The organism is Pseudopedobacter saltans DSM 12145 (genome assembly GCF_000190735.1).
GTDB classification, from domain to species: domain Bacteria; phylum Bacteroidota; class Bacteroidia; order Sphingobacteriales; family Sphingobacteriaceae; genus Pseudopedobacter; species Pseudopedobacter saltans.
This window is the reverse complement of sequence record NC_015177.1, coordinates 739,163-756,542: the sequence shown is the minus strand read 5'-3', so window position 1 is coordinate 756,542 and position 17,380 is coordinate 739,163. Positions and strand designations below refer to the sequence as shown.

General features: G+C 35.6%; 19 protein-coding genes and 1 pseudogene. 5 read left to right on the top strand and 15 right to left on the bottom strand.

Annotation, left to right across the window (positions count from 1 at the left end):
* Positions 1-11: 11 nt before the first annotated feature.
* From hscB to PEDSA_RS03080, 6 genes are all read right to left on the bottom strand, one after another.
* The gene (gene hscB, locus PEDSA_RS03105) at positions 12-542 is read right to left on the bottom strand and encodes a Fe-S protein assembly co-chaperone HscB (RefSeq protein ID WP_013631696.1); all 531 of its coding nucleotides are present in this window, start codon (positions 540-542) and stop codon (positions 12-14) included.
* Between the two features lie 230 nt (positions 543-772).
* Positions 773-2,098, bottom strand: coding sequence for an RIP metalloprotease RseP (gene rseP / locus PEDSA_RS03100; protein ID WP_013631695.1), 1,326 nt, complete (start codon positions 2,096-2,098; stop codon positions 773-775).
* Between the two features lie 17 nt (positions 2,099-2,115).
* Complete coding sequence (locus tag PEDSA_RS03095; protein ID WP_013631694.1) at positions 2,116-3,285, bottom strand: 1-deoxy-D-xylulose-5-phosphate reductoisomerase; 1,170 nt, start codon at positions 3,283-3,285, stop codon at positions 2,116-2,118.
* Between the two features lie 12 nt (positions 3,286-3,297).
* Positions 3,298-4,797, bottom strand: coding sequence for a GH3 auxin-responsive promoter family protein (locus tag PEDSA_RS03090; protein WP_013631693.1), 1,500 nt, complete (start codon positions 4,795-4,797; stop codon positions 3,298-3,300).
* A gap of 5 nt (positions 4,798-4,802) precedes the next feature.
* On the bottom strand, positions 4,803-5,576 hold the full coding sequence (locus PEDSA_RS03085) for a glycerophosphoryl diester phosphodiesterase membrane domain-containing protein (RefSeq protein WP_013631692.1): 774 nt from the start codon (positions 5,574-5,576) through the stop codon (positions 4,803-4,805).
* A gap of 9 nt (positions 5,577-5,585) precedes the next feature.
* Entirely contained in the window at positions 5,586-6,572 is a 987-nt protein-coding gene (locus PEDSA_RS03080) for a glycosyltransferase (RefSeq protein WP_013631691.1), read from the bottom strand.
* A 208-nt stretch (positions 6,573-6,780) separates the two neighbouring features.
* Between PEDSA_RS03080 and PEDSA_RS03075 the strand changes: the two genes are divergently transcribed.
* Positions 6,781-7,344, top strand: a complete 564-nt coding sequence (locus PEDSA_RS03075; protein ID WP_013631690.1) for a porin family protein — start codon at positions 6,781-6,783, stop codon at positions 7,342-7,344.
* A gap of 48 nt (positions 7,345-7,392) precedes the next feature.
* Here PEDSA_RS03075 and PEDSA_RS03070 read toward each other — a convergent pair whose 3' ends face one another.
* From PEDSA_RS03070 to PEDSA_RS03040, 7 genes are all read right to left on the bottom strand, one after another.
* Positions 7,393-8,343, bottom strand: coding sequence for a glycosyltransferase family 2 protein (locus PEDSA_RS03070; protein ID WP_013631689.1), 951 nt, complete (start codon positions 8,341-8,343; stop codon positions 7,393-7,395).
* A 38-nt stretch (positions 8,344-8,381) separates the two neighbouring features.
* On the bottom strand, positions 8,382-8,921 hold the full coding sequence (locus PEDSA_RS19410; protein WP_013631688.1) for a DUF4199 domain-containing protein: 540 nt from the start codon (positions 8,919-8,921) through the stop codon (positions 8,382-8,384).
* Between the two features lie 12 nt (positions 8,922-8,933).
* Positions 8,934-9,611: a hypothetical protein gene (locus tag PEDSA_RS03060; RefSeq protein ID WP_013631687.1), complete on the bottom strand. Its 678-nt coding sequence runs from the start codon at positions 9,609-9,611 to the stop codon at positions 8,934-8,936.
* Positions 9,612-9,726: 115 nt separating this feature from the next.
* Positions 9,727-10,977, bottom strand: a complete 1,251-nt coding sequence (locus tag PEDSA_RS03055) for a dihydroorotase (RefSeq protein ID WP_013631686.1) — start codon at positions 10,975-10,977, stop codon at positions 9,727-9,729.
* Positions 10,978-11,001: 24 nt separating this feature from the next.
* Positions 11,002-13,071, bottom strand: a complete 2,070-nt coding sequence (locus PEDSA_RS03050) for a BatA domain-containing protein (protein WP_013631685.1) — start codon at positions 13,069-13,071, stop codon at positions 11,002-11,004.
* A gap of 197 nt (positions 13,072-13,268) precedes the next feature.
* Positions 13,269-13,787, bottom strand: coding sequence for a YceI family protein (locus PEDSA_RS03045; RefSeq protein ID WP_013631684.1), 519 nt, complete (start codon positions 13,785-13,787; stop codon positions 13,269-13,271).
* A 56-nt stretch (positions 13,788-13,843) separates the two neighbouring features.
* Positions 13,844-14,563 carry a pirin family protein gene (locus PEDSA_RS03040; RefSeq protein WP_013631683.1) on the bottom strand — a complete coding sequence of 240 codons (720 nt, stop codon included), beginning with the start codon at positions 14,561-14,563 and terminating at the stop codon, positions 13,844-13,846.
* A gap of 200 nt (positions 14,564-14,763) precedes the next feature.
* On the opposite strand from PEDSA_RS03040, the gene PEDSA_RS19405 reads away from it, so the two are divergent.
* The 3 genes and pseudogenes from PEDSA_RS19405 (at position 14,764) to PEDSA_RS20380 (ending at position 15,433) form a co-directional block, all read left to right on the top strand.
* A complete protein-coding gene (locus PEDSA_RS19405) occupies positions 14,764-15,108 on the top strand; it encodes a hypothetical protein (RefSeq protein WP_052305756.1) in 345 nt (114 codons plus the stop codon).
* Positions 15,098-15,163, top strand: a pseudogene (locus PEDSA_RS20570) (class I SAM-dependent methyltransferase); the annotation flags it as partial. The gene PEDSA_RS19405 and the pseudogene PEDSA_RS20570, both read left to right, overlap by 11 nt.
* 81 nt (positions 15,164-15,244) lie before the next feature.
* Positions 15,245-15,433, top strand: coding sequence for a hypothetical protein (locus tag PEDSA_RS20380; RefSeq protein WP_052305755.1), 189 nt, complete (start codon positions 15,245-15,247; stop codon positions 15,431-15,433).
* A gap of 70 nt (positions 15,434-15,503) precedes the next feature.
* Here the strand turns inward: PEDSA_RS20380 and PEDSA_RS03030 are convergent, their stop codons facing one another.
* Positions 15,504-16,082 (bottom strand): Crp/Fnr family transcriptional regulator, encoded by a 579-nt coding sequence (locus PEDSA_RS03030; protein ID WP_013631682.1) that lies wholly within the window; start codon positions 16,080-16,082, stop codon positions 15,504-15,506.
* A 5-nt stretch (positions 16,083-16,087) separates the two neighbouring features.
* Positions 16,088-16,483, bottom strand: a complete 396-nt coding sequence (locus PEDSA_RS03025) for an OsmC family protein (protein WP_013631681.1) — start codon at positions 16,481-16,483, stop codon at positions 16,088-16,090.
* 152 nt (positions 16,484-16,635) lie between these two features.
* Here PEDSA_RS03025 and PEDSA_RS03020 point away from each other — a divergent pair, with 152 nt between their 5' ends.
* Positions 16,636-17,319 carry a phosphoribosylaminoimidazolesuccinocarboxamide synthase gene (locus PEDSA_RS03020; protein WP_013631680.1) on the top strand — a complete coding sequence of 228 codons (684 nt, stop codon included), beginning with the start codon at positions 16,636-16,638 and terminating at the stop codon, positions 17,317-17,319.
* Positions 17,320-17,380: the final 61 nt, after the last annotated feature.

Below are 17,380 nucleotides of genomic sequence, written 5' to 3'. Positions count from 1 at the left end.
GACATTTCTGTCTAACGGGACGCAAATATAAGTAGTGATTCTTTAATTCGCAACAAATATTTCTTACGAAAATGAATATCCTTTATTTTTTTCAAGACATCCAATTTATCTGACTCATTAACTTGCTCAAAATCAGAAAACAAGTTTTGTGACTCATCATCGAGATTTTTTTCAATATTTTTTACATCTGTCTCTATTTGCTTCAATTTATCAGCATCAAAGTCAAATTCGAGTTCCATAAGCGCTTCATTTACCTCCATCATTTCCATTAAGAAAGCTTTTGGAAGATCATATTTTTCTCCTTCACTTAGTTCCCCATATAGTTCCAAGACATAGGGAACTAGCTTATTCCTGTCGCTTAGAGTTTGAAAAGCTTTATTATTTAGCGTAGACAGATCTAATATTTCTCTTTGCCGTTCTTCCGATTCGTTAACATGGAAATCAGGATGATAAGCTTTGCTCAAGGCATAAAATTTCTTTTTCACCACCCCCTGGTCTGGCGAAAAAGAAACTGGAAGTTCATAAAATTCAAAATAATTCATTTATCTATTAAATTAGATATCAGAAAATCGAAAGCCTGGCACAATGAGTGCACTAGTATCCTGTCAACCACATTTTGCCAGGTTTCCCGGCTTGTCGCAATCGAAGCCTCTGGAAATGATCCTTCGAGAATCTCAGCGCTTGCTCCGATTACTCGGAGGTGACAAACGCATATGACATTTTATCGTTGACACAACACTAGTAGTTATTCAACAATGTACTAATAAACTACCTACTTAGTAAAAGCTTTAAAGATGTCATTTCCCAGGACAAACACCATGAGTGTTGCTAAAAGAACAAAACCTACTATCTGTGCTTTCTCCATAAACTTATCACTCAAAGGCTTTCCTTTTATCATCTCTATCAAAAGGAATAAAGAATGACCACCATCTAAAGCTGGAATAGGTAATAAATTCATCAATGCTAATGCCATAGATAATAACCCGGTGATATTCCAAAATTTAACCCAATCCCAGGTTCCACCATATAATTTACGAGCTATTTCCACAGGGCCCGAGAAAGCTTTATTTGCTTTTACCTCTCCTTTTACAACCTTACCTAACCCTTTTGCATTATCTACTAAAGAGGTCCAGGCTTTGGATGCACCTATAGGTAAAGACTGAAAGAAACCATAGTATTCTGTCTCTACAGGGATACTATCAAATTTAGGCAGGAAACCTAAAGTTCCTTCGCTACTTACGGTTACTGGTAAGGTTAAATCTTCGCCTTTCCTTCTCACCGATAACTCTATATTTTTATTTGGGTTACCTTTTAAGACCGCCTGCAACTGATCAAAAAATATGGTTTCTTCTCCGTTTGCAGTTAAAATCACATCTCCTTTTTGCAAACCTGCTTTTGAAGCCGGCATTCCGCTAACTATAGAATCTACAGTAAACTTGGTTCGGGGAGCAACAAACTCCTGCATACCATAATCTGATATGGTGTTTAAAAGACCTGAAGGAATAGTCAAATCCTTTTCCTTACCATCTCTAACGATAGTAATAACCGAATTTCCAAGAATAACGTCAGAAGACATTAAATCGTTGTATTTTACTAATGGTGTTCCATTAATAGCCACAACTTTATCTCCCGCTTTAAAACCAACCTCTTTTCCTACTATACCCGGAGCGATACCGTATTTCAATGCACTATTGGGAATATAAGACTCTCCGTATTTGAATGTCATCATCCAGAAGATAAAAATCCCCAGAATAATATTAACGGTTACTCCGCCCAGCATAACAATCAATCTCTGCCAGGCCGGCTTAGATCTGAATTCCCATGGCTGAGGTTCCTGCTTCATTTGTTCGGTATCCATAGACTCATCTATCATACCGGCAATCTTCACATATCCTCCTAACGGCAGCCAACCAATTCCATATTCGACACCTTTATAATTAATACTAAAAAGTTTAAAACCCCACGCATCAAAAAACAGATAGAATTTCTCTACTTTTATTCCAAATGCCCTTGCGGCCCAAAAATGACCAAGTTCGTGTAATACAACTAAAATCGACAATCCCAGCAAAAGCTGGCCAATCATTACTAATACGTCCATCTATTAATCTAACTTCTTTAAATATTCGTTATTAAATCCAAAGCATAAGCTCTGGTTTCTCTATCTGTTTGAAAATAATCTTCTAATATAGGTTTTTCTACAAAATCAACATTCAACATACAGCTTTCTATTATATCACTCATTTGTAAAAATCCAATTCGCTCTTTTAAAAATTCCGCTACTACCACTTCATTCGCTGCGTTGATAATACATGCCATGTTCCCTCCTTTTTGTAATGCGTCAAATGCATAGGCCAAATTGCGAAAGGTATTCATATCGGCAGGTTCGAATGTAAGCGAAGGATAATCCAGAAAATTAAAACGCTTAAAATCTGTATTTACTCTTGATGGATAAGTTAACGCGTATTGAATAGGCAATTTCATATCCGGTAATCCCATTTGCGCTTTTATAGATCCATCATTAAACTGAACGAGGGAATGGACTATGGATTGCGGATGAACGATAACATCTATCTGATCTACATTTAAATTAAACAGCCACTTTGCTTCTATTACTTCTAATCCTTTATTCATCAAAGAGGCGGAATCTATAGTTATCTTCGCTCCCATAGACCAATTGGGGTGCTTTAACGCCTGATGATGAGTTACTGTTTTCAGGAAATCGATATTTTTGCCTCTAAAAGGCCCTCCCGAAGCCGTTAAATAAATTTTCTCTATCTCACAGAGTTTCTCGCCTACCAAACATTGAAATATGGCGGAATGCTCTGAATCTACAGGTAAAATATCCACACCGTTTTCCTTAGCCAACTGGGTAACAATATCTCCTGCAACAACCAGAGTTTCCTTATTGGCCAAAGCAATAGTTTTCCTGGCTTTAATAGCCGAGATTGTAGGCCGCAAACCGCAAAATCCTACCACAGCAGTTAATACCATGTCCAATTGCGGCAGAACAACAACTTCTGTTAAGGCCTCTTCTCCCGATTTTACTTTTATGGGAGTGTTCGACAATGCTTCTTTTACTTGTTGATATTTATGCTCGTCAACAATAACCACCACTTCAGGTCCGAACTCCAAAGCCTGAGCTATCAACAAATCTGCATTTGATTGCGCGGTAAGAACCTCCGCTTTGAACAGCTGAGGGTTGGCTCTGATTACATCTAAGGCTTGTGTACCAATACTTCCGGTAGAACCAAGTATGGCTATATTTTTCAATTTATTAAATTCCAATGCTATTAATTTCTACAACAAATAATCTCCTAACTTATCTGCTACCACCCTATCATTTGTTAATCTCGGCACTTTGTTTTGTCCCCCTAACTTCCCGTCTGCTTTCATCATCAGTCTGAATGCATTTTCTTTTAAAGGCCGTATGATAAGAGGTTGCAAAACTTTACCCTGAATAAGATCACTATAATAAATATTTTTTTCCTGTAAACGTTGATCTACTTTTAATCTGAATGCATCAAAATCTTTAGGAGCTGTTACAAATTCTACAAACCATTCGTGATAAGGTAACTGCCCTACTTCCGGATTTACCTGTGGAGCTACCGTAAACTCTGTTACTTCCAACCCCTCTTCTTCTGCTGCACTTAAAAGTGCATACTCTACCTCTTCTCCTATAACATGCTCTCCAAACGCCGAAATATAATGCTTTATTCTGCCTGTAACTAATATTTTATAAGGATTTTTTGAAACGAACTTTACTGTGTCACCAATAGAATACCCCCATAAACCAGCATTTGTACTTAAAATGATCGCATAGTTTTTATTTAATTCTATCTCTCCCAAACTTAGTCTCGTAGGGTTTTCATTGAAATACTCTTCTGTTGGAACAAACTCGTAAAAAATCCCTGAATTGGCCAGTAAAAGTAATCCCTTCTCTTTTTGGGAATCCTGATAGGCAATAAATCCTTCAGAAGCCGGATAAGTTTCTATCGCATCGATTTTCTTCCCAATACTTTCTTCAATTCTTGCGCGATATGGTTCGTAATTTACACCTCCGTAAACAAACAAACTAAAGTTTTTGAAGATGTCTTTTATTTTCTTACCTCCGGATTTTGCAGAAAGTCTGTCAAAATACATCTGACACCAAGGTGGTATTCCGGATATCAATCGCATGTCTTCATTTATAGTTTCATCAACTATGGCATCTACTTTTTCTTCCCAATCCTCAATACAATTGGTCTGATAGGCTGGCAATCTGTTTTTCTGTAAATAAGCAGGAACGTGATGTGCAACAATTCCCGAAAGTCTGCCGAAATAAATACCACCTTTTTTATCCATTTCCGGACTCCCCTGAAGAAATATCATTTTTCCATCAACAAAATCTGCCTTTCCGGTTTCTTGGATATAGGTTAACAGAGCGTTTCTTGCTGCTTTGATATGTTCTGGCATAGACTCTTTGGAAATAGGAATATATTTCACTCCGGATGTAGTTCCAGATGTCTTTGCAAAATACATTGGCTTCCCTTTCCAGAGAATGTTCTCCTCTCCTTTTACAACCCTGTCTATATACGGTTTTAAATCTTCGTAATCAGCTATCGGAACATTTTTTTTAAAATCCTGATAGCTCTTTATACTCTCAAAATGATGGTCCCTGCCAAAAACAGTATGTTGCGCTTGCTTTATGAGATGGGTTAAAATCTGCCTTTGTGACTCTACAGCATTATACTTCCACTTATTAATTCCTCTTACTACAAAAGCAGCGATAGGTTTGCTTAAAAGTGATTTAATTCCCATAATGATTAAACTGTAGGCTCTTCATTATCCGATGAAGTTTCTTTTACCTCTTCTTCAATAACTCCATAAGTGTTCACTAACTTTCTATATGTAACCACCAATATAATATTGGTAAAAGGATAAGTAACTATAATTCCCACACCCAAAGCCAGAAAACCCAGTACAATAAAGCCAACTACCACCAGCAAAACAGTAATAATTTTCATCAGGTTGTTTTCGGTAAGTTGTCTGCTTTGTCTCAGAGACTCGAAAGAAGTTGAATTATCATCCACTATAAAACATGGAAAGAACATAAAACGCATTGTTATTAACAAAATAAGGATCAATGCGATTGTGGCTAAAATCTCCATTATAGCCGGACTCTCTTTTAAGGTTTCGACAAACTCATGAAAAGTACTTAAACCATCCAATTTAACGTAAATAAGATTTAAGCTTGCTACAATAAATCCCAGCAATAAGGTTAATGATATAAAACTTGATATATTTTGCCACGATGGAAGAACAGATTTAAAGGTTACTTCCTGATCTTCATAATCTATCAAATGAAAAGCCAGCTTATAAAAACCCAATGTAGCTATACTATTTACTATTAATACTAAAAAAAGAGTAATAAAATTGATAAATACATTCGACGATGCAATCAGAAATGTAGATACAAATTGCACTACAAACAGCGAAATAAACGCCATCAGAGAATAACCAACAATGACAATGAAATTCTTTTTGGTGATATCCCAAGCAGTTTCCAACACTTCTATTACAGAAAAACCTCTATCCATTTCCTTTAGCTATGCTATTTTTTTATTATTCTTTTTTAAAATTATTTTCTTCCAAAAATCTTCCATAAAGCCCAGCCCATACGCTGTCAACTGAACAAAGGAGGCTATTACACTTAAAAATGCTACTTTCACCGATTTGTTTTCAAAAAACGAATCAATAAAAATTAATAACGCATAAATTGCGATTAACCAATTACACCATACTGCAAAAATACTGCAAAACAAATTGGCTAGTACACTAAAAATTAAAAATAGCGTAAATAATGCCGGAAAAAAATGTACTGCTTTTAAAGTATTGGGAAAGAACTGATAAATATTGATTCTTGCCCGGCCAAAAAAATGCAATTGTTTCCAAAATTGCTTAAAAGAGGTTCTTCTCTTGTGATAAACCTTTGCAGTAGGTATCAACCCGATTTTAAAACCTGCTTCGTGTATACGAATTGAATATTCTATGTCCTCTCCTAACCTGGTAATAATAAAACCGCCAACTTTTTCCCATACCTTACGCGAAACGCCCATATTGAAACTTCTTGGATGGAATTGCCCCCCCGCGTTCCTTTTTTTTCCTCTGATTCCTCCGGTTGTAAAAACAGAAGTCATAGCGTAACTAATAGCCTTTTGTATTGGCGTAAAAGATTTATGAGCGGCATCAGGACCTCCATATGCATCCAGATGATGTTCATACAAATGATTCCTTACAGTTTCCAGATAGTTGGATGGAATCAGGCAATCCGAATCAAAGATGATAAAATAATCTCCTTTAGCCCTTTCAAAACCATAATTTCTGGCAAACCCCTGCCCTCCGTTTTCTTTAAAGTAATAATGAATATCTAAATCATCCTGATAGGACTTTACGATTTCTTTTGCATCTAATGTAGATCCGTCTTCAATAATCAATACTTCAAAAGCGGTATAAGTCTGTTTAGTTAATGTAGACAGTAACTCGTCTATTTCCTGCGGGCGATTATAAAGAGGAATGATAACCGAAAAAAACATACTGCGTTTGTTGTTGCTTATTTCCGCAAAAGTGCGAATGATTTTGGTTATTTCCTTAGAATTGTTCCATTATCTTTTAACAGATATAAAAATCAATAATCTTATAAATATTTTTTGAAACAAGAAGCTGATCAACAAGAGTTTAAACACATAATTTAAAGGCATAGTCTTTGTACACTAAATTTATATTAACCAATAAAATTTAGATATGAAAAAACTAATCTTCACTCTATTACTGTCTTCAGCAGTTGTTTCCGGACTGATGGCTCAAACAGAGAAAGGTAATGTTCTTTGGGGCGCAAATGTGGGAAACATTCAGCTTGATTTTCAAAAAGGCAGTACCCAATTCGGTATTGACTTAAATCCCAAGATCGGATATTTTATTCAAGATCGTTTAGCTATCGGTCCAGAAGTAACAATTGGTTTCCATACTACAAGCGGAGACGATATCTTTAATTATGGCGTAGGTGCTTTTGGTCGTTACTACCTGTACAAAGGCGAAGCAGAAGTTTCCAATAATTCTCGTTGGTTTATAGAAGCGAATGCGGGTATAAATGGAGTAAATACCGGCGGTAGCAATACTAATGGACTAGGCTTAGGAATTGGCCCCGGAGTGGCTTATTTTCTAAATAAAAATGTCGCTTTAGAAGCGTTATTGAAGTATAATTTCACAGCCGGGTTTGGTAATTCGACCACTGCGAACCGTTTAGGCTTGGGTGTCGGCTTCCAGATTTATCTTCCTGGAAAAGCATTAAGGGATAGACTTAAATAAGTTCTCCTTTATAAAAAAGGTTCCTATTTAAACAAACAGGAACCTTTTTTATATCTCTTTTTCTATCTGATAGTTATTTCTGTTTGATGAGCTTCTCGAAACCAGCTCTGCCACAAAACCGGTTAAAAACAATTGAGTCCCCACTATTACAGCTACTAAAGCTATATAAAACATAGGTTGGTCGGTTACATCTCTATACGATGTTCCATGCGCTATATGATAAAGCTTCTCCCCTATAATCCAAATTGCCATTATAGTACCGAAGAAGAAACTCAAAACGCCTAATGAACCAAAGAAATGCATTGGTCTTTTGCCAAATTTCCCAACAAAGAAGATAGAAAGTAAATCCAGAAAACCATTAATAAACCGGTTCAATCCAAATTTAGTGGTCCCGTATTTTCTGGCTCTGTGCTCTACAACCTGCTCTTCTATTTTAGAAAAGCCTGCCCATTTTGCGATAACCGGAATATAACGATGCATTTCGCCATAAACCTCTATATTTTTAACTACAGTTTTTCTGTAGGCTTTTAACCCGCAATTGAAATCGTGTAGATTATGAATTCCAGACATACTTCTTGTTGCTGAATTAAACAATTTAGTCGGAATCGTTTTTGATATCGGATCGTATCTCTTTTTCTTCCACCCGGAGATTAAATCCAGTTTTTCTTCTTTTATTCTTTTATATAAAACTGGAATTTCGTCAGGAGAATCCTGCAAATCGGCATCCATAGTAATAACCACATCGCCTTGTGCAACTGTAAAACCAACATTCAATGCTGCTGATTTCCCGTAGTTCCTTCTAAATTTTATACCTTTTATTTCCGGATGCCCCAGTTTCAGGCTTTCAATCACTTTCCATGAATCGTCGTTACTGCCGTCATCCACCAGAATAACTTCATAAGAGAAATTATTCTCCTGCATAACTTTTTTAATCCATGACGTTAGTTCCGGCAAGGATTCCTCTTCATTAAATAAAGGAACGACAACAGATATATCCATTTTCTTATTTTACGATGCGTAAATTACAAATTAGTCTTCTACAATTCATCTCTTTCAACCTCCACATAAATAGGTCTGGCATTTTTAAATATAGCCGCTCCTATTAAAGAGAGAAAACCACCAAATAAAGTATAACCTATAGAAGCAGATATAGCGGCCATAAATACACCCCAGCTTCTCGCCATGGATAAAGCCATTTCTATCTGATCATCTGATTTCCCCTGATCGAGCATTATATTCTCGGCTTCAACCAAACTTTGTTCGAAAACTTGTGGATTGATAAACCTGAGATAGATATACATAAATACTCCCATGATGAAAGATATAATAGAAGCATATCTGAAACCAGTTGTAAAAGCTCTTCTAAAACTGATAAAGCCTTCCAGGTCTTTCTCTTTATGTTCCTTAATGGCCATCATCAAACCAAATATAAAAGGAATATAAACTACATAGTTTAAGAAAGACTTAGCATCGACTTTGGTATAAAACAAAGCGATAGTTATCAGTATCATTATTAGAGCCATTTTCCAAGCCCACTTTAAAGTAACCCGCCCCGGCCTAACTTCTAATTCTTGCATTTCGATTCGGTATTAGTTTGTGTGACCGCTATAAGCCAAAAGTAAATTTAAAACCGCTGTATCATAAGCAGGATCTTCACTTAATTCCTTAAACTCTTTCAAATAGCTTTCTTTTGGATTTATATCATAGAAGTAGGCCATTATTGGATAAAACAGCTCTCTAAGCTCTGAATCTGGTGAAAGACGATTAGATACTTTTGCTATCTCTTTCAAATTACTTTCCATTAAGATTTGATTTGCGATAATATCTTCATAAATTCTATGCTCGTCCTGGAATTCATCTTCTTCCACCAACAAAAACTCTTTTAAATAATCATCTAAAGAAGGTCTGATTTCTTCGTCTTCGCATTCCTTAATATAGATCATCATATTCAGAAGCTCCGTTCCTCTGTCCAAAGTAGCCTCTTCTATTTTCGCCCATTCCGGAGACTCAAGATAATCTTCTTCCAGCTTTTTGGTATCTTCTGCAAAGAAATTAGTCAGCAATAAATCGAAAGTGATTTCTCTAAGTGAATCTAATTTCGGAGAGGAATCAAAAACCTCATCCATGTCAGCCACTTTAGCCATAAAGTCTTTGTCAGATTCAAAGATGTTAACCAAAGTTTTCAATTCTTGTTGCGCTGTTATTCCTTCTAACGCAGAAAATGTATTGAAGAGGCTTTCTAAAGCCGATTTTACTTTATTATCCATAATAATTAGGTTTTATGAGTTATCTGTATGCTTCCATACTTAAAAACTTTGTATTCTCTTTGTCCTTCCTTTGCAGTTAAATTACCAACAGTACGGATTTTGCTTTGTTAAAAATCTAAAATACTGCAATTTGTCCGTTATTGATAGTTACCCAAACCTTACCTTTTAATTCTTTGCCTATAAACGGAGAATTAGAAGATTTGGAGTAATTATTTTTTGCTGTATATGTCCATGCCGAATCATCAAAAAGTACAAGGTTAGCCAATGCACCTTCCGTTATTTCCGGAACCGCTAAACCTAGTATTTCACGAGATTTCACAGACAGTTTCTCTACAATTTGTTCTGGTTTTAATCCAGCTTTTATTAAAAGTGGTAATACCGTTTGCAAAGCAACCATTCCATAAGTAGCAATTTCAAATTCTACGGCTTTAAATTCTATTTCCTGTGGAGTATGCTGAGATACAACCGCATCTATCACACCATCCTGTATCCCTTTCAATAAAGCTTTTACGTCTGCTTTTGTTCTTAACGGTGGTTTTACTTTATAATTGCTATCAAAGTCCACTAAAGCATCTTCTGTTAACACCAAATGATGAGCAGCAACATCACAAGTTACTTTCAAACCCTTTTTCTTCGCCTGTTTAATCAGTTCAACTGCATGAGCCGTAGATATTGTAGTAAAATGTAGTTTGGCGTCTGTATATTCTGCCAGATACAAATCTCTTACAATCATTAATTCTTCCGCTATATTGGGAATCCCCTTCATTCCTAAATAGGTACTCATGGCACCCTCGTTCATTTTGGCCTTTCCCGCAATAGATTTATCCTCCGGATAAGAAATCACCAAAGCATCAAAACCCTTCGCGTATAACATTGCCCTTTCCATTAAACCTGCATCCTGCACCGGAACGTTTCCGTCTGAAAAAGCTATTGCGCCGGAATTGGTCATATCATACAACTCTGCAAGGTCTTTTCCCTCTCTTTTCTGAGAGATCGTACCATAAGGATAAATATCAACTAAAAGTCCTTTAGCTCTGTTTTTCAGGTATTCTACCTGAGATTTGGAATCTACAGCGGGATCTGTATTTGGCATCATTCCCAAACCTGTAAAACCTCCTGCAGCCGCAGCGGCACTTCCCGTAATAAAATCTTCCTTCGTTTCTACACCAATCTCTCCTAAATTTGCATGCAAATCAAAAAATCCCGGTGCTAAATATTTTCCTTTTCCGTCTATTTGTTCAACATCAGCCTGAATAGAAGAAGCTATCTTTGTAATCTTCCCATTCTCAATTAAAACATCGGCTGTTTTGCCATTAAATTCAGATGTTGGATCTACTATCGTAGAAGATTTTATAAGGATATTCATTATATAAATAATACTTTTTTTATGCTAATGTTTTTGATTTCTTAAACCTTTCTTTTGGAAAGCGACTCCGTCAACTGTAAAAAATCTTATTAGCAAGATTTCTATCGCTAAAAATAACAGCGCCAAAATTAGACAAAGTTTCCATAATGACACACCTAATTTCTCGTCTTTTATTTGATTTGTTACCGAAGATTCTCTGCCTTTTAATATTTTTACGGGTGCTGGACCAAAAAGCTTGCTCAATTCCGATTCGTTGTAAAAGGCATTTGCAGATTCATTTCTATCATCATTAAAAGCCAGCACATCAATCAATTTACCTAAATCAAAAAGTTCATAAAATCCTGGTCGCTTTATCTGATCGGCAAAATATAAAGACATACCTGATGGTGTTTGTGTAACTTCGGGAATGATTTCTATATCTCCATTTTTTAAGCGCAGATTTTCGCCATTTACATTCGCTTTATTGTCAAGAAATAAACGCTCTGTATTTCCAATCTGATAAAAAAGAGGTCTCTTGGCATTATTAAGCATCGCCATTTTGAAACACAAAGGCAAAAATAAACCGTGATGCGCAAAATTTGAAGCTTTTCTATCTAAGGGATAAGCAGATAAATAGATATTTCCTTTACCTAAAGTATAAGCATTAAACAAGGAAATATTACCTTCCTGCAATAATACTGACTTTGTGGTACGAACTTTTTGGGTAAGTAGAAAATAAGTACTCGCCTTGGGTAAATCGATTTGTTCATCTGTTCGGTCGAACAAGCCCTGAAAGACGGGGTGCTTACTATTAAATTTATCTGCTTTGACACTATCCGTTTTAATTGCTGTGGGATAGTCAACCTGTATGAGCTGCAAAAAAGACTGGTAAGAAGGCAAATCAGCATTAAGCGGCATAAAAACAGCTAAATTCCCTCCATTTTCTGTATAAGCTTTTAATTGCTGGCCCAGTCCCGACGCAACTTGTGGTAAATCATTAAGTACAACCAAATCGTTTTCCTTTAGTGCAGTATAGTTTATCTGACTTTCGCTTATATTATTTACCTCAAAAAAAGGATCGGTTCCGTAGGCTATGGAAAAGTAATTCGGTTTATTTTCAGGACTAATAATAGTCAGCTTCAATTTCGACGTTACCTCAAAAGCAAAGTTCAGGTGATCGTCAAAAATAACCGGATAATCTTTAATGGATAACTCCCCTTTTTGCCAACCGGCACCTAGCCCGGAAAATGTCAGCGTATCTGTTACAGACTGATTTCCCTTGATACTGATATTTCCTATGGCCTTCGACTGCCCATCTATTTTTAACGATAACGGAATATTTTCTATGAGCTGATCGGAATGATTTTTCAGTCGCACCACCAGTTTCTCTTCTGCTAAAGGCTGATGGATCGGTGAAATAAACCAGGTACTGTCTACAGAAACATTAGGAAGGTTATGCGGCTTTAAAGAGATGATATTGTAGTCAATAGCAGAATCTATCTGAAGCTGATTTTCATTTGTATTTTTCTGAAAATCGGATATTAGAAACAAATGCTTGTTTGTATTTTTATAGACCGATAAAAAGTCTTTTTGATATTGTACTACTTTAGCCAAATTGTTCGACTGGGATGAGATTTCTACTGAATCCAGCTCAGATAAAAATTCGTTCCTGGTCAACAACCTCTTCTGACTTCCTGCAAATTGATTAGTTATCAACTGAAATTTCGCATTCAACCCAAAAGCTGCTGTTACTTCCCTTGCTTTTTTCTTTGCTTCCTCCAGCAAACTTCCATTGTCTGCTACGGCATCCATAGAGTAAGAATTATCAATATAAATACTTACTATATCATCGTCTAATCCGCTATCTTGTTTTTGATTAGAAAAATAGGGCTTTGCAAATGCTAAAACAAGAAAACTAATTGCTAAAATCCTGGTAAGAAGAATTAAACGTTCTTTTAGTTTTTCGCGACGAGAAGTCTGTATTTTTATTTCCTGAAGGAGTCTGGTATTGGAGAAGTAAACTTTCTTAAATTTCCGAAAATTAAAAAGGTGAATGATTACCGGAATGGCTATCAAGAACAATCCTAATAAGAATTCTGGAAAGAAGAATTTCATTAAGCATCAAAAATATAAATTATATTAGTTTGAAGCAATTTTAAGGCAAAAAAGAATGCATATGAGATATAAGATTTGAAAAGTGAGAATTAGCTATAGTATTTAAAAAAAGCAAGAAACCTGAAGATTATTTAAGTCTACACTACACTGCCTTCTTTAGGCTTTCCGGAATCTCCTTGTTTCTTGCTTCTAAAAGATTATGCTTGTTTTATAAACTGTAATTCTGCGCTAAACTTCACTTCATCACTAACCAAAACACCTCCTGTTTCCAAAGCCGCATTCCAGTTTAATCCCCAATCTTTACGATTAATTTTTCCTTCTACATTATAACCTGCTTTTTCGTTACCCCATGGATCTTTCCCTATTCCACCAAACTCTACGTCAACTTTTACTTCTTTTGTGATTCCTCTGATTGTTAAATCTCCAACTAAAGTAAATTCGTCCTCATCTTCTTTAAGAACAGATTTGCTTACAAATGTAATGTCAGGATATTTCTCTACATCAAGGAAATCAGCACTTTTTAAGTGATTATCTCTATCTGTACTATTTGTATTTATTGAATCAGCTTTGATATCAACTTTTACCGAAGCATTTCTGATATCATCACCATCAACGTCAACATTAAAGTTATTAAACCGACCTTTGACGTTACTAATCATCATGTGCTTTACTTTAAACACCAATTCGCTATGAGCGGAATCTAAAACCCATTTCATATTTTTCGTTTTTTTGTTTTATAATTTTTTTATACTTTATCTCTATTTCACCCAGATTATATTGTCATTGGAACTTCCATCAATAAAATCTCGGCATCCTGACTATTTGCTGTAATTTCCAGTTTATCAACTTCCCAGATCCCTAAACCATCTCTTTCATTCAGCACCTGTCCGTTTACAGTAACATCTCCTTGCAGAACAAATACATATACGCCATTGTTTTCTTTATGCAAAGAATAATTTAGGGAAAAATCTTTGTCAAATTTACCCATGTTAAACCATGCATCCTGATGGATCCAAACACCTTCATCATCTGCATTAGGAGATAACACCTGCTGCAATTTATTGTGCCTGTCTTCTACGTTTAATGTAATCTGACCGTAACGCGGAGTAACATTCTCTTGATTTGGGAAAAGCCAAATTTGAAGAAACTTCACCTTTTCTCCCTTATTTGCATTGTATTCACTGTGGTACACTCCGGTTCCAGCACTCATAACCTGTACATCGCCATGTCTGATTACTGCTTTGTTTCCCATACTGTCCTGATGTTCCAAATCACCTTCTAATGGAATTGATATAATTTCCATATTATTATGTGGATGAGTACCGAATCCCATTCCCCCTTCAACTATATCATCATTCAATACCCTTAAGGCACCAAAATGAATTCTCTCCGGGTTATTGTATCCGGAAAAACTAAACGTATGTCGACTGTTCAACCAACCATGGTTGGAAACTCCTCTTGTCTCTGCTTTATGCAATACTGTCTTTGCCATAATAATAGATTTTAATATTTAATAGTTCTTAACTATTTCTTTTTCAATTATTTCAATACTTCAAATTTACGACCAACTTCAATCTAAAACATTGACCTAGATCAATAAATTCAAATTACCTTTTAAATCAATTTTATGGCTAAAAGTAAATAGGTATAGATAATTCGCTTAAATTTATAATGTGATTTAATAGTATGTGTATGAGCAATCATCTAAAAGAATCTGATTTACAATCAATAGCTAAACAATTGAGTAACCCTACCGGAGTGGAAGGTATTCAAATGGGTGAAATTATGAATGAAAGTAATGCAGGTATGATCACATCAACTATAAAAACATTAAATTTAGTGGATAACCAGAGTATTTTAGAATTAGGTCATGGAAATTGCAGTCATCTTGCAGATATTTTAAATTCGGCTAAAAATCTTGAATATGCAGGTCTGGAAATTTCTGACACGATGCACCAACAAGCCTCTGAAAAGAATTCACCTTTTTTATCTGAAAAAATCAGATTCGAACTTTATGACGGTATAAATTCCTTTTAAAGAGAGTTATTTCGATAAGATATTTTCTGTCAATACCGTATATTTTTGGCAAAAACCACTGGATCTCTTAAATGAAATTTATCGGGTATTAAAAAGTGACGGAAAACTTTTGCTAACCTTTGCCCATAAATCTTTCATGGAAGAACTTCCTTTTACGAAATATGGCTTTCAATTATACGAACCCGGAGATTTAACAGCTCTCGCAAAACAAGCTAATTTTAAAGTAGATGTGATTCAAACTCTGGAAGAAACATTAAGAAACAAGGGAGGAGATACCATGAACAGGACCTATAGCGTTCTTTGTTTAAAAAAGGCCAAACAATAAGGCTCTTATTAACAAAGGCAACGACAGATTTATGTTCTATCGATGACTTCTCTTTCCTACAAAATCTATTTTATTTTTTAAGACTCCGTTTTCTAATTCTACTTAAAAACTCGGGCGAAATACCCAGATAAGATGCAATCAAGTGTTGGGGAACACGTTGTGGAATATGAGGATATTTTTCAAGGAAAATTTCATATCGTTCCTGTGCAGAAAGTGCTACATAGCCAAACAAGCGCTCCTGATAAACCGCCAGATGTCTTTGTAACATTAATCGGAATGCTCTTTCCAATAAAGGTACTTTTTGCAAAAGCTCTTCCTTTACATTGGCATCTATCAAAAGTAAATCACAATCTTCCAGTGTCTCTATAAACATTTTACTGGGTTTCTGATCTGAAAAACTGGATACATCACTAACCCACCAATTTTCAGTAGCAAAGGTCAGAATAGTTTCAAAACCATTATCATCTATAAAATAGGTTTTTATACATCCTTTTATAATGAAGGCTTCGAAATTACAGATCTCCCCTTCCATAAGCAAAAACGTTTTCTTGGGTACATGTTTTGGCTTCAAATAACGGTTAAACACATCTAGTTCATCTTCAGACAAACGGACACAGTGGTTAATATATTCGTTGATTTCCTTAAACATGTGGTTTATACTGCAGAAGTGTTAATTTCAATAGGATTACTTAATATTTTATGTAAAGGACATGCATTCGCAACAGCAATTAATCTTTCTCTTTGCTTTTCGTCTAAATCACCAATAAAACTTACCTTTCTATTGATAATGGTCTTGTTGGAAACATCATCGCTCTCCAGTTCAATAACTGTTTTAATTTCTTTTAAGTTCCATTGCTTTCTATCTGCATACATTTTTACGGTAGCACTGGTGCAAGCTGCAAGCGCAGAAATCAGAAGCTCCTTTGGAGAAAACCCTTTATTTTTACCACCCTTAGATTCTGGCTCATCCGCTATTAGCATATTGCCCGAATTTGATGTAATTTCCACCTTATAAGGCTCTGCGCCAATAAGAGATTTTACTATTTCCATATTTGCTTTATTTTTTTGATCTATTTCAAATATAAATAAAATTCCGAAGTCGATTTTTAAGCCTTAGACCTGTGAACGCATTTTTTCGCCAGAGAATTCTTGCTTCCGTACAATTATTTTAATTTTGATCCCTCAACAACTATTTTATCAATATGCAATTAATCTATACAGGTAAAACTAAAGATGTTTATAGCGTGGACAACAATCAGGTTTTACTAAAATTTAAAGATGATGTAACTGGAGAAGATGGGGTTTTCGACCCGGGAGCAAACACAGTAGGACTTACTATTGAAGGTGCCGGTAAGTCTGGATTAAAAATGACAAAACACTTTTTCGAAATATTAAATAGCCTGAATATTCCTACTCATTACGTTTCTGCTGATTTGGACGAAGTGAGCATGACAGTAAAACAGGCTAAGGTTTTTGGTAAAGGTTTGGAAGTAATTTGCAGATATAAAGCCGTAGGAAGCTTTTTTAGAAGATACGGTGCTTATTGCGAACAAGGTCAGCCACTAGATACTTTTGTTGAAGTAACCATTAAAGATGACGAAAGAGGCGATCCTACCATTTCGGAAGATGCTTTAGCGATGTTAGGGATACTTTCTAATGAAGAATACCAGACTTTAAAAACTTTGACTAAGAAAATATGTGATATAGTTAAGGCTGAACTGGCAAAAAAAGGGCTGGAACTTTATGATATCAAATTAGAATTTGGTCGCGATGCGGTTACGAATGAGATTATCCTGATTGATGAGATTTCTGGCGGCAATATGCGTGTTTACAAAAACGGCGAGTATATCGCCCCTTTAGATTTAGAAAAAGATTTCCTGGGTTAATATGTTAGTGTTAATCAGGATTGCGATAAATCGCAATCCTGATTAACACTTGAACACACTA

Coding starts and splice junctions, on each gene's coding strand:
- hscB (WP_013631696.1), bottom strand. CDS start 542: ATGAATTATTTTGAATTTTATGAACTTCCAGTTTCTTTTTCGCCAGAC.
- rseP (WP_013631695.1), bottom strand. CDS start 2,098: ATGGACGTATTAGTAATGATTGGCCAGCTTTTGCTGGGATTGTCGATT.
- PEDSA_RS03090 (WP_013631693.1), bottom strand. CDS start 4,797: ATGGGAATTAAATCACTTTTAAGCAAACCTATCGCTGCTTTTGTAGTA.
- PEDSA_RS03085 (WP_013631692.1), bottom strand. CDS start 5,576: ATGGATAGAGGTTTTTCTGTAATAGAAGTGTTGGAAACTGCTTGGGAT.
- PEDSA_RS03080 (WP_013631691.1), bottom strand. CDS start 6,572: ATGTTTTTTTCGGTTATCATTCCTCTTTATAATCGCCCGCAGGAAATA.
- PEDSA_RS03075 (WP_013631690.1), top strand. CDS start 6,781: ATGAAAAAACTAATCTTCACTCTATTACTGTCTTCAGCAGTTGTTTCC.
- PEDSA_RS03070 (WP_013631689.1), bottom strand. CDS start 8,343: ATGGATATATCTGTTGTCGTTCCTTTATTTAATGAAGAGGAATCCTTG.
- PEDSA_RS19410 (WP_013631688.1), bottom strand. CDS start 8,921: ATGCAAGAATTAGAAGTTAGGCCGGGGCGGGTTACTTTAAAGTGGGCT.
- PEDSA_RS03060 (WP_013631687.1), bottom strand. CDS start 9,611: ATGGATAATAAAGTAAAATCGGCTTTAGAAAGCCTCTTCAATACATTT.
- PEDSA_RS03055 (WP_013631686.1), bottom strand. CDS start 10,977: ATGAATATCCTTATAAAATCTTCTACGATAGTAGATCCAACATCTGAA.
- PEDSA_RS03050 (WP_013631685.1), bottom strand. CDS start 13,071: ATGAAATTCTTCTTTCCAGAATTCTTATTAGGATTGTTCTTGATAGCC.
- PEDSA_RS03045 (WP_013631684.1), bottom strand. CDS start 13,787: ATGAAATGGGTTTTAGATTCCGCTCATAGCGAATTGGTGTTTAAAGTA.
- PEDSA_RS03040 (WP_013631683.1), bottom strand. CDS start 14,563: ATGGCAAAGACAGTATTGCATAAAGCAGAGACAAGAGGAGTTTCCAAC.
- PEDSA_RS19405 (WP_052305756.1), top strand. CDS start 14,764: ATGAGCAATCATCTAAAAGAATCTGATTTACAATCAATAGCTAAACAA.
- PEDSA_RS20380 (WP_052305755.1), top strand. CDS start 15,245: ATGGAAGAACTTCCTTTTACGAAATATGGCTTTCAATTATACGAACCC.
- PEDSA_RS03030 (WP_013631682.1), bottom strand. CDS start 16,082: ATGTTTAAGGAAATCAACGAATATATTAACCACTGTGTCCGTTTGTCT.
- PEDSA_RS03025 (WP_013631681.1), bottom strand. CDS start 16,483: ATGGAAATAGTAAAATCTCTTATTGGCGCAGAGCCTTATAAGGTGGAA.
- PEDSA_RS03020 (WP_013631680.1), top strand. CDS start 16,636: ATGCAATTAATCTATACAGGTAAAACTAAAGATGTTTATAGCGTGGAC.